We start from the raw sequence: 10,738 nt of genomic DNA, 5'->3' as shown, positions 1-10,738 counted from the left end.
CGCGTGATGAAGAACGTCACCGGCTATGATCTGGTCAAGCTGATGGCGGGGTCTTACGGCACCTTGGGCGTCTTGACCGAGGTCGCGCTGAAGGTCCTCCCGAATGTCGAGACGACCGGCACCCTGATCCTGCATGGGCTGTCGGATGCGGATGCGATCGCCGCGCTGTCGGCGGCGCTGGGGTCCCCGTTCGAGGCGACCGGTGCCGCGCATTTCCCGAAAACCGCCGATGGGCCGATGACGCTTGTGCGGATCGAAGGCTTCGAGGCTTCGGTGCGCTATCGGGCCGACCGCCTGACCGCTGTGCTGGGCAAATTCGGCGACGTGACCACCGAGATCGGCACCGACACCAGCCGCTGGGACGCCCTGCGCGATGTCACCGCACTTGCCGGTCAGCAAGGTGATGTCTGGCGCATCTCTGCCAAACCCTCTGCCGCGCCGGACCTCGTCGCGAGGATGGACGCGCGGGCCGTGCAATACGACTGGGGCGGCGGCCTGATCTGGGCGCTGACCGACACGGGCCGCGACCTGCGCGCGGCCTTGGGCGCCTTCGACGGACACGCCACGCTGATGCGCGGCAGCGCCGATGTGCCCACCTTCCAGCCAGAGGCCCCGGCCCTTGCGGCGATCACCGCAGGCCTGCGCGCCAAATTCGACCCACGCGGCATTCTCAACCCCGGGATCATGAGCTGATGCAGACCACCTTTACACCCGAGCAACTTAAGAACCCTGCCATCGCGCGGTCGAACCAGATCCTGCGATCCTGCGTGCATTGCGGCTTCTGCACCGCGACCTGCCCCACCTATCAGGTGCTGGGCGATGAACTCGACAGTCCGCGCGGGCGCATCTACCTGATCAAGGACATGCTGGAAAACGAGCGCAAGCCGGACGAAAAGACCGTCAAGCATATCGACCGCTGCCTGTCCTGTCTGGCCTGCATGACGACCTGTCCATCGGGCGTGCATTACATGCATCTGGTCGATCACGCGCGGGCCTATATCGAAAAGAACTATGACCGGCCATGGTCGGACCGCGCGTTGCGCTGGATCCTGGCGCGTATCCTGCCCTATCCGATGCGGTTTCGCGTGGCGCTGCTGGGTGCGAAGATCGGGCGGCCTTTCGCGCGGCTGATGCCGGATGCGCGCCTGCGCGCGATGCTGGAAATGGCCCCCAGGACCATCCCGCCGGTCAGCCGCAACGATGATCCCCAAACCTTCCCCGCGGGGAAGAAAAAGATGCGCGTGGCGCTGATGACCGGCTGCGCCCAGCGCGCGCTGAACACCGATATCAACGATGCCACGATCCGCCTGCTGACCCGTCTGGGGGCCGAGGTCGTGATCGCCGAAGGTGCGGGCTGCTGCGGTGCGCTGACCCACCACATGGGCAAGGAAGCCGAAAGCCACGCCACCGCCGCCAAGAACATCCGCGCATGGGCCAGGGAAATGGACGGCGAGGGTTTGGACGCCATCGTGATCAACACCTCGGGCTGCGGGACCACGGTCAAGGATTACGGGCATATGTTCCGCAATGATGCACTGGCCGCAGATGCCGCACGGGTGGCGGCCATCGCGATGGATGTCTCGGAAATCCTGATGAAGCTCGACCTGCCGGCGGGCGCGGACAAGGGCACCAAGGTCGCCTATCACGCCGCCTGCTCGCTGCAGCACGGGCAGAAGATCAAGACCTTCCCCAAGGACCTGCTGAAGAAGGCCGGTTTCACGGTGCTGGAACCGGCCGACAGCCACCTGTGCTGCGGCTCGGCGGGCACCTACAACCTGATGCAGCCCGAAATCTCGAAGCAGTTGAAGGCGCGCAAGGTGCAAACACTCGAGGCGCTGACACCCGACATCATCGCGGCGGGCAATATCGGCTGCATGATGCAGATCGGCGGCGGGACGGATGTGCCGATCGTGCATACCGTGGAACTGCTCGACTGGGCCACCGGCGGGCCGCAGCCCCCTGCGCTGACCGCCGAAGGCAAGCGCGCGCCCGCCATCCCGATCTTGCGCTGACGCCTTAATCCTGCCGAAACTCTTGGCCAAGCTTGGCGTCAAAGAGGGTGTCGTATGATTCGTCTGATCCTGACTGTCTGCATCGCGCTGGTGGCCTCGGTTCCGCCCGTGCAGGCACAGCAGGGCGGTCTGGTCACCCTCCAGACCCGCGACGACAGCCAGGGCTGGGAATCCGTCGGGCGGCTCGACATCGCAGGCAAGGGGTTTTGCACGGCTGCGCTGATCCGGGAACGGCTGATCCTGACCGCGGCCCATTGTCTTTACGAAGAGGACGGCTCGCTGATCCCGGCCAGCCGGTTTTCCTTTCGGGCCGGGTTGCGCGATGGCAGGGCCGAGGCCGAGCGCAGCATCACCCGCGCGATCGCGCACCCCGAGTATGACTTTCAGGGCGGCGTGACCGACCCTTCGACCGTTGCGATGGATATCGCCGTGCTGGAACTCAGCCAGCCGATCCGCAACAGCCGCCTGCAACCCTATCGGATCGCCCAAAGGCCGATCACCGGTGATCAGGTCGGCGTTGTGTCCTACGGACGCGGTCGCGAAGAGGCCCCCAGTCTGCAAGAGGTCTGCAACGTGCTGGGCCTGCAAACCGGCGTGATCGTCATGACCTGCGATGTGGAATTCGGATCAAGCGGATCGCCCGTCTTCATGGTCATCGATGGCGAGACGCGGATCGCCTCGGTCGTCTCGGCCATGGCGCAGATCAACGGGCAGAAGGTGTCGCTGGGCACCTCGCTTGCAGGGCCGCTGGACAGGCTGCTGTCGCATTTCGCCACCGCCGCGCCCGCCCGCATCGGCGGCGAACAGCGGCTGATCAGCGTGGGCGAACGCAATAGCACGGGCGCGAAATTCGTCCGCCCCTGACCCACTTGAAAGCCGAAAAACGGATGCCCACATGAGGGGTAGCGGGATGCCGAAAAAGGGTCCCGCGCACAACAGGCCTGTCCCAAAGGGAAGGCCAGACATCGTTATCGCTTATGAAAGGATGACCCAAATGCGTGCATTTGATCTGACACCGCTTTACCGTGCCACCGTTGGCTTTGACCAGATTGCGGACCTGATGGACCGCGCCCTTGCCAGCGACGTCGGCCAGAACAGCTATCCCCCCTACAACATCGAAAAGATCGCCGACGATGCCTGGCGCATCTCGATCGCCGTTGCGGGCTTTGCGGATGATGAACTCGCCATCGAGGTCAAGGACCGCGCCCTGCATGTGACCGGCCGCAAGGCCACCGATGACGAGGACCGCACCTACCTGCACCGCGGCATCGCCACCCGCGCCTTCGAGCGGCGCTTTACCCTTGCAGACCACGTGAAGGTCACCGGTGCGAGCCACGAGAACGGCATGCTGCATATCGAGCTTGCCCGCGAGGTGCCCGAGGCGCTGAAACCCCGCCGGATCGAAATCGCATCCGACCGCAAGCGGGACGCGAACCTCGTTGAAGGCAAGGTCAACTAGAATTACCCGCCAACAAAGACGGAACGCCGCCCGAACGGGGCGGCGTTTTCTTTAATGCGCCTCGGCCCAGTTTGCGCCCTGCCCCGCGTCGACCGACAACTTCACATCCAGCTTCACCGCAGGATCGCTTGCGCCTTCCATCACGTCGCGGGCGGTTCCGATCAGGTCGTCCACGGCACCTTTCTCGACCTCGAAGATCAGCTCGTCATGGACCTGCAACAGCATCTTGGCCGGCATGTCCCTGATCGCCGCAGGCATCCGGATCATCGCGCGGCGGATCACATCGGCGGCCGTGCCCTGGATCGGCGCGTTGATGGCGGCACGGCGGGCGAAACCGGCGTGGGGGCCTTTGGCGTTGATCTCGGGGGTGTTGATCTTGCGCCCGAAAAGCGTCTGGACATAGCCATGCTCTTTGGCGAAGGCGACGGTCTCGTCCATATAGGTGCGAATACCGGGGAAGCGTTCGAAATAGCGGTCGATGAAGCCCTGCGCCTCGCCGCGCGGAATGCGCAGGTTGCGGGCCAGACCGAAGCCTGAAATGCCGTAGATCACCCCGAAGTTGATCGCCTTGGCCTGGCGGCGGATGTCCGGCGTCATGTCTTCCAGCGGCACGTCGAACATCTCTGACGCCGTCATCGCGTGAATGTCCAGACCCTCGCGGAAGGCCTGCTTCAGGGCATCGATACCGGCGATATGGGCAAGGATACGCAACTCGATCTGGCTGTAGTCGAGACTGACAAGGACCTTGCCCTCTTCGGCCACGAAAGCCTCGCGGATGCGGCGGCCCTCTTCAGAGCGGACGGGAATGTTCTGCAGGTTCGGATCGGTCGAGGCGAGACGGCCCGTGTTCGCCCCCGCGATGGAATAAGAGGTATGCACGCGGCCCGTGTCGGTGTTGATATGTTCCTGCAGCGCGTCCGTGTAGGTCGATTTCAGCTTGGCCAACTGCCGCCAGTCAAGGATCAGACCGGGCAGTTCATGCTCGGTCGCGAGGTCCTCGAGCACGTCGGCCCCTGTCGCATAGGCCCCTGTCTTGCCCTTCTTGCCACCGGGCAGACCCATTTCATCAAACAGGATTTCCCCCAACTGCTTGGGAGAGCCCACATTGAAAGGCCGCCCCGCCTTTTCCTGAATCTCGGCCTCCAGCCCCGCCATCTTCTGGGCAAAGGCGTTGGACATGCGGCTCAGCGTATCGCGATCGACCTTGATGCCATGCCGTTCCATCTGCGCCAGAACGGGGACGAGGGGGCGTTCCATCGTCTCGTAGACGGTCGTGACCTGCTTGCCGTGCAACTGCGGCTTGAACGTCTGCCAGAGGCGCAGCGTGATGTCGGCATCTTCGGCGGCATATTTCGTGGCCTCGTCAATGGGCACGCGGTCGAAGGTAATCGCGGATTTGCCCGACCCGAGCAGCGGTTTGATCGGGATCGGCTGATGCCCGAGATAGCGTTCCGACAGCACATCCATCCCATGATTATGCAATCCTGCGTGCATGGCATAGGACATGAGCATCGTGTCATCGATCGGCGCGATATCGACCCCGTAACGGGCGAATATCTTGGCGTCGTATTTCATGTTCTGCCCGATCTTCAGGATCGCATCGTCTTGCAGAACGGGCTTGAGCAGGGCGAGGCAATCCTCAAGCCCCATCTGCCCCTCGGCCAGATCGTCCGAGCCGAACAGATCGTCCGATGCCGCCGACTTGTGCGTCAGCGGGATATAGCAGGCCCTGCCCGGCTCGACCGCCAAAGAGATGCCCACCAGATCGGCGATCATCTCGTTCAGGCCCGTGGTCTCGGTATCGACGGCGACATAGCCCCTGTCGCGGATCAGGTTGATCCAGCGTTGCAGTGCTGCGGCATCGCGGACACATTCGTATTGCGCCGCATCGAAATCCACCTTTTCGGGGGCAGAGGTGTCCGCGGCCTGCGGGGCGATCTCGATGACCGGCGCCTCGACACCCAGCTTTTCTGCGATGCGCTTGGTGACGGTGCGGAACTCCATCTCGGCAAGGAACCCCATCAGCACCTCGGGATCGGGGTCGCGGATTTCCAGATCGTCGATGCTGAAGTCGAGCGTCATGTTGCAGTCGAGTTGCACCAGCCGTTTCGACATTTCGATCTGGGCGCGGTTGTCGATCAGGGTTTCGCGGCGCTTGGGCTGCTTGATCTCGCCCGCGCGGTCCAGCAGCGATTCCAGATCGCCGAATTCGTTGATCAGAAGGGCGGCCGTCTTGATCCCGATACCGGGTGCGCCGGGGATATTGTCGACGGAATCGCCAGCCAGCGCCTGCACATCGACCACCCGTTCGGGGCCGACGCCGAATTTCTCGATCACGCCGTCGCGGTCGATGCGCCGGTTCTTCATCGGGTCGAGCATCTCGACACCGTCGCCGACCAGTTGCATCAGGTCCTTGTCGGATGAAACGATGGTGACCCGTCCCCCCAACTCGCGGGCCCGACAGGAAAGCGTGGCGATGATGTCGTCCGCCTCGAAGCCTTCCATTTCCTCGCAGGCGATGTTGAAGGCCTTGGTGGCCACGCGCGTCAGCGGGATCTGCGGGCGCAGGTCCTCGGGCATTTCATCGCGGTTGGCCTTGTATTGGTCATAAAGATCGTTGCGGAACGTATGGCTGCCCTTGTCGAAGATCACGGCGACATGGGTGGCGGCATCGGCGCCGTTGTTCCCTTCGACATAGCGCTGCAACATGTTGACGAAGCCGCTGACCGCGCCAACAGGCAGGCCGTCGGATTTGCGGGTCAAAGGGGGCAGCGCGTGATAGGCGCGGAAGATGAAAGCCGATCCGTCGATCAGATGCAGATGACAACCTTTGCCGAACGCCATGTGGAACCCCCGATGTTTGGCGAGAAACTTATACGCGCGGCACTGGGGGGTCTAGGGCGGATGGGGGCTTTGCCCCCGTCCCGTGCCGGGACTCCCCCAGGATATTTTCGGGCCAATAATGACTAATGCTGCGACTTGATGAAGCTGCCGTTGCGCAGGTCTTTCATGGCTTGCATCAGTTCGGCCTGGGTGTTCATCACGATGGGCCCGTGCCAGGCGACGGGTTCCTGGATCGGGCGGCCCGCGACCAGCAGGAAGCGGACGCCTTCGGGGCCTGCATGGACGGTCACGTCGTCACCATTGCCAAAGCGGACCAGCGTGCGGTTGCCGGTCATGTCGCGGATGTTGATTTCCTGACCGGCGACTTCCTTTTCCACCCGCACGCCGATCGGGTCGGCGGCATCGGCAAAGCGCCCGGCGCCCGCGAAGACGTAGGCGAAGGCATTGGCGCGCGTATCGACGGGCAGGGTCTTGCGCGCATTGGGCGGGACCGAGACATCGAGGTAAAGCGGCTCGGCCGCGATCCCGTCCACAGGCCCGGCCTTGCCCCAGAAGTTGCCGGTGATGATCTTCACCCTTGTGCCGTCATCATCGATGATCTGGGGGATGTCGCTGCCAGCAATGTCCTGATAGCGCGGTGCCGTCATCTTGAGTGACGAGGGCAAATTCGCCCAAAGCTGAAACCCGTGCATCTGGCCGGCCGCGTTTCCCTTGGGCATTTCCTGATGCAGGATACCCGACCCGGCTGTCATCCACTGCACCGCCCCTGCACCCAGCGTGCCGGTATTGCCAAGGCTGTCGCCGTGTTCCACCTCGCCATCGAGCACATAGGTGATCGTCTCGATCCCGCGATGGGGATGCCAGGGGAAGCCCTTTTCATAGTGCTGCGGCACATCGTTGCGGAAATCATCGAGCAACAGGAACGGATCGCTTTCGCCGGGATCGCCGAAGCCGAAGACACGGTGCAGATGCACGCCCGCGCCCTCCATCGTGGGCTGGGCGCGGCTGGTTTGGGTCACGGGGCGGAATGTCATGGCAGCCTCCTTTGCGGTTCTGCCTTTGACTTAGCGCGGTTCGGTCGCTGGCGACAGGCGCAGGGCCGAACAGGGTCTGTGCGCGATCAGGCCTTTTCCGCGAAATCCTTGTGCACGAAGCGTGCATCGCAATAGGGGCATTCGACCCAGCCGTGTTCACCCGGGATCTGCAGCCAGACGCGGGGATGGCCCAAAGCGCCCTCGCCGCCGTCGCAAGCCACACGCCATTCGGTCACGATCTTGGTCTCTGGCACGGGGGTCGTCATGGCTTCACCTGTCTGGTTGTCGCGGCGGTCGCGCGGTCTTGTCGCATCCGCCTTCTACCGCATCGACGGCAGAGGGAAAAGACGTAGATGGCCAACCGTTGCGGTGAAATCCGGCGCCCTGAAGGGCCCCTGTCACCCGACAGGCCCGGCGCGGCGGGGCGAAAGCCAAAGATCGTTTCCACCCTTGCACGGCACCCACTGACTTCTTTCTCCCAGGACACTCCCGCCGGAGGCTCCGACGCCGCCGCACGCGCGGGGCTAGCGCGCAAGGATCGGCCCCAGAGGCCGTCCACCCAGGATGTGCATGTGATAATGCGGAACCTCCTGCAAGCCATGCGCGCGCGTGTTCGAAATTCCGCGAAAGCCCTCTGAAAGATCGGAAAGTCGGCAGACCTCGGCGACCGCCTGAAAGAAGCCTGCCTGTTCTTCCGCGCTGGCGTCACGGGCGAAGTGGTCGAGGCTCATGTAGGGGCCCTTGGGGATCACCAGAATGTGGACAGGGGCCTGCGGGGCGATGTCTTCGAAGGCCAGGGCATGGTCATTCTCATAGACTGTCTTGTTGGGAATTTCCCCGCGCAGGATTTTGGCAAAGATGTTCTGGTCGTCGTAGGCAAAGTCCATGGCTGTCCTCAATCAACAAATAGGTAGGGTGTTTCGGCCAGTTGCCGTGCGACATCTGGCGGGACGCTCAGGAAACCGGCAATCGCTGCGGCATTGTCATCCACACTGGCCGTTTCACGCAAGCGGGTGACGTTGGAAAAGGCGGCATCGCGGATCGCCTCGCGCTCGTGGACCATGTCCGAGCGGATCGTGGGCAAAAGCCGCGCGAATGTCGCGGCGCTGGTGTGGTCCCCCGCAAGACCGACGCGTTTGGCATGGCCGATCAGGTAGTCGTCGTCAAAACGGCATTCGATCTCCATCAGCCGGACGGTCGCGCGGTCCGAGAAAAGATCGCGGATCAGCGCAAGGTCCGAGGTATCCATGCAGATCGCAAGCCGGTCACTGCCGTAGTGATCGAAAATCATCCGCAGCGTCGCGCGGCGGTGGCGGTCGCGTTTGTGCAGCGTGCTCTGGATGCCGCCGAGATCGGGCAGCGGGGTGTCCTCTTCGTTGAACAGATAATCCAGCGCCGGAATATCCGTGTGCTGGTTGATGGATGCCACAAGGCGCTTGGCGACGTGCCACTTCTTGCAGGCGATGATCATCAATTCGCGGTTGCGCCCGAGGCTCGTCTCGCGTTCCCAGAACCGCTGCGCAAAGCGCCGCCCGATCCGGCCCCGCTTGGTCAGGAAGTCAAACAACCGCTGCCCTTCGCCGGTGACGGTGAAATCGGTCCGGTCACTGGCATAAAGCGCGCCCAGCCTGTCGCGCAGATCATGAGCCTCGGCACTGATCTTGCGGGCGAAAAGCCCGTTCTGGCTGAGCAACAGGTCATAATGGTCGTTGTAAAAGGTGATCGGCATCCCATAGTCCGAGAACATCAGGAAGGTGGGCGTCCGGTTCTCGATCTCGCGACCGGGCACCAGATGGCGCACGAGGGTCTGAAAGAAGGTCTCGTCGGGGATCCATGTGGTGCGGAAAAAGCGCATGACATCGCGGCGTGCGGTGGTGAAATCCAGCACCGCCTCGATGGTCCTGCGGCGCAGGCACCACCATTGGCTGCCAATCATCACGCGGATATCGGCGGGGATCTTGCGGGTGATCCTGAACCGCTCTTGCAGCCAGAGTGCCGCGTAGAACCGTCGCCTCTGGCTGCGTTCATTAAAGTAGTGACGATAGATCAGGCGTTCCTCGCGAAAGCCGGTCTTGATCCAATTGCTGTCGAAGAAATCATGGCTTTCGATGTAGTCGACATCGTTGGCGTCCAGCATCTGATGGGCGAAGGTCGCCGACTTGATCGGCAGGCAATCGCCCGAAACCATGTAGAAATGGGTCGCACGGGGAAAGGCATCCGCTGCGGCCCGCACGGTATTGAGCGTGGCTTGCACAAGGCTCCATTCACCCCAGCCGCATTTCACGCGGCGCTTGGCAAAGACCACGTTTTCGTTCCCGGAAAGCCCGTCCTGAATGGTGCGGTAGTGGTCAGCCGGCGCAGAGGCATCGAAATGGATCGCGATATAATCACCGGCTGCCGTCAGTTGCCTGGCCTGCGCGATGATCGCGGCAGGGTTCTTGTGGCAAAGAAGGATGAACGCGATGCGGGCCATGACTGCGGCGGGCTGCCACCTGTTATAATCTGATGCGCCCCCTCATAGCGCGAACAGAGATTGAAGTTACAGCCTTTCTTTGCTCTTTAGGCCCTCAAGTTTTTTCAGGAGATTTTTCGTGCCGAATTTTCCCGGAACATGGATGACCGACAGTGAAAGCATGGTCTATCGCGTCGTGCCGAAATGCGCCTGCTCGACGATCGGGCAGATCATGTATTATTCGGACCATGGCGCGTTTTTCGACGGCGACATCCACGACGCCAAGGACGGCATCCACAAATGGGCGCTTGACGATAGCCAGCAGGCGATTGTCCGCAACGTGCAGTCCCACCAGACCTACGCCTTCACCTGCGTGCGCAATCCCTATACGCGCATCCTGTCATCCTTCTTCGACAAGATCTGCGGCATCCAGCGCAACGGGAAATACTATCGCGGCAATCTTGTGCCGCTCTTGATCCAGAAATACGGGATCGAAGTGGGCGATCCCGAAAGCGGGTTTGAGTTCGACCAGATCAAAAGCTTCCGCCGCTTCTTGCTGTTCGCGCGCGACACCATCCGCTGGCGCCGTCCGATGGAACCGGATATCCATTGGTCGGCGATGTCGGGGCACATCTCGACCTTCATCGTGAACGGCGGGCGCTACGACCACATCTTCTGGACCGAGAAATTCAACGACGGCATGCAGACCGTGCTGGACGCCGTCGAGACGCCGCACCCCGTTAGTCTTGCGCAGATCCCCCGCTTCAACGAAAGCGAGGGCCACGGCCCCAAGCGCGCGCATCCAGTCGCGGATTACTTTGACGACTTGTCGATGCACATCATTTACGAGATGTATAAAAAGGACTTCCTGATCTTCAAATACGATTTCGAAAATCCTGCGAACAAGATGCCGGTCGGCGAAATCGACCTAGATGAG

The 10,738-nt window shown here is 62.3% G+C and carries 9 protein-coding genes and 1 pseudogene; 5 read left to right on the top strand and 5 right to left on the bottom strand.

From position 1 onward, the window contains the following. The 4 genes and pseudogenes from V7N12_RS09470 to V7N12_RS09455 form a co-directional block, all read left to right on the top strand. Nucleotides 1-693, top strand: a pseudogene (locus V7N12_RS09470) (glycolate oxidase subunit GlcE); the annotation flags it as partial. Continuing rightward, on the top strand, nucleotides 693-2,012 hold the full coding sequence (gene glcF, locus V7N12_RS09465) for a glycolate oxidase subunit GlcF (RefSeq protein WP_333714264.1): 1,320 nt from the start codon (nucleotides 693-695) through the stop codon (nucleotides 2,010-2,012). The pseudogene V7N12_RS09470 and the gene glcF, both read left to right, overlap by 1 nt. Nucleotides 2,013-2,066: 54 nt before the next feature. After that, nucleotides 2,067-2,876 (top strand): trypsin-like serine peptidase, encoded by an 810-nt coding sequence (locus V7N12_RS09460; protein WP_333714263.1) that lies wholly within the window; start codon nucleotides 2,067-2,069, stop codon nucleotides 2,874-2,876. 130 nt (nucleotides 2,877-3,006) lie between these two features. Continuing rightward, entirely contained in the window at nucleotides 3,007-3,471 is a 465-nt protein-coding gene (locus V7N12_RS09455; RefSeq protein WP_333714262.1) for an Hsp20 family protein, read from the top strand. 51 nt (nucleotides 3,472-3,522) lie between these two features. Here V7N12_RS09455 and polA read toward each other — a convergent pair whose 3' ends face one another. From polA to V7N12_RS09430, 5 genes are all read right to left on the bottom strand, one after another. Continuing rightward, nucleotides 3,523-6,315, bottom strand: coding sequence for a DNA polymerase I (gene polA, locus V7N12_RS09450; protein ID WP_333714261.1), 2,793 nt, complete (start codon nucleotides 6,313-6,315; stop codon nucleotides 3,523-3,525). Between the two features lie 122 nt (nucleotides 6,316-6,437). Next, entirely contained in the window at nucleotides 6,438-7,349 is a 912-nt protein-coding gene (locus V7N12_RS09445; RefSeq protein WP_333714260.1) for a pirin family protein, read from the bottom strand. An 86-nt stretch (nucleotides 7,350-7,435) separates the two neighbouring features. Further along, nucleotides 7,436-7,615 (bottom strand): zinc-finger domain-containing protein, encoded by a 180-nt coding sequence (locus V7N12_RS09440; protein ID WP_333714259.1) that lies wholly within the window; start codon nucleotides 7,613-7,615, stop codon nucleotides 7,436-7,438. Between the two features lie 258 nt (nucleotides 7,616-7,873). Continuing rightward, nucleotides 7,874-8,236 carry a histidine triad nucleotide-binding protein gene (locus V7N12_RS09435; RefSeq protein ID WP_333714258.1) on the bottom strand — a complete coding sequence of 121 codons (363 nt, stop codon included), beginning with the start codon at nucleotides 8,234-8,236 and terminating at the stop codon, nucleotides 7,874-7,876. Nucleotides 8,237-8,244: 8 nt separating this feature from the next. Further along, nucleotides 8,245-9,822, bottom strand: coding sequence for a DUF5928 domain-containing protein (locus tag V7N12_RS09430; RefSeq protein WP_333714257.1), 1,578 nt, complete (start codon nucleotides 9,820-9,822; stop codon nucleotides 8,245-8,247). Between the two features lie 142 nt (nucleotides 9,823-9,964). On the opposite strand from V7N12_RS09430, the gene V7N12_RS09425 reads away from it, so the two are divergent. Beyond that, nucleotides 9,965-10,738: sulfotransferase family protein (locus V7N12_RS09425; protein ID WP_333714265.1), on the top strand; the 774-nt coding region annotated here is incomplete at its 3' end.

It is taken from the genome of Yoonia sp., from assembly GCF_036770585.1.
Lineage (GTDB): Bacteria > Pseudomonadota > Alphaproteobacteria > Rhodobacterales > Rhodobacteraceae > Yoonia.
The sequence above is the reverse complement of the archived record's forward strand: the minus strand, read 5'-3'. Positions and strand labels throughout refer to the sequence as shown.